Source organism: Geodermatophilus sp. CPCC 205506, assembly GCF_051383635.1.
In the GTDB taxonomy this organism is placed as follows: Bacteria; Actinomycetota; Actinomycetes; order Mycobacteriales; family Geodermatophilaceae; genus Geodermatophilus.
In genome coordinates this window covers 1-971 of the sequence record NZ_JALPKP010000122.1, presented here as the reverse complement: position 1 = coordinate 971, position 971 = coordinate 1, and the positions used below count along the sequence as shown (strand labels likewise).

Below are 971 nucleotides of genomic sequence, written 5' to 3'. Positions count from 1 at the left end.
CCGGCGGGCCTGTACGCCGCGTACTACGCCGGCTTCCGCGGCCTGCGGACGGCGGTGGTCGACAGCCTCCCGGAGCCCGGCGGGCAGGTCACCGCGCTCTACCCGGAGAAGATGGTCTACGACGTCGCGGGGTTCCCCGGCATCAAGGGCCGCGACCTCGTCGCCGGGCTGGTCGAGCAGGCCGCCCGCTTCGACCCGGTGTACGTCCTCGGCGAGCGCGCCGAGCACCTCGCCAACGAGGCCGGCCACCGCCCGCGGGCCGGCGACCGGCTGGTCGTGACCACCGACAAGGGCACGCGGATCAGCACCGGCGCGGTCGTCATCACCGGCGGCATCGGCACCTTCACCCCGCGCCCGCTGCCCGGCGGCGGCGAGTGGGAGGGCCGCGGGCTGACCTACGTGGTCAAGGAGCTGGCCGCGCACAGCGGTCAGGACGTCGTCATCGTCGGCGGCGGGGACAGCGCCGTCGACTGGGCCCTGGCGCTGGAGGACATCGCCGCGTCGGTCACCCTCGTGCACCGCCGCAAGCACTTCCGCGCCCACGCCGCCAGCGTCGCCGACCTCGAGCGCAGCCGGGCGGTGATCGTCACCGACGCGCAGGTCGACTCCCTGGACGGCGACGGCGTCCTGCACACCGTGCACGTGCGCGGCAAGGACGGCACCGTCACCCCGTACAAGGCGCACGCCGTCATCGCCGCCCTCGGCTTCACCGCCGACATCGGTCCGCTGGAGACGTGGGGCATCGAGATCGTGGACCGCAAGATCCTCGTCGACACCGCCATGCGCACGTCGGTGGCCGGGGTGTACTCCGCCGGCGACATCACCGAGTACGCGGGCAAGGTGCGGTTGATCGCGGTCGGTTTCGGGGAGGCAGCCACCGCCGTGAACAACGCCGCCACCTACCTCGACCCCGACCAGCCCCTGTTCCCCGGCCACAGCAGCGACGACCCCGCCGGCATCGGCGCGACCGC

Annotated in this window: 1 protein-coding gene; it reads left to right on the top strand. The window is 73.8% G+C overall.

Annotated features, from left to right (window positions below; translation table 11 throughout):
- Nucleotides 1-971, top strand: a 971-nt coding sequence (locus MY520_RS27900) for an NAD(P)/FAD-dependent oxidoreductase (RefSeq protein WP_436695951.1), incomplete at both ends; no start/stop codon positions are given.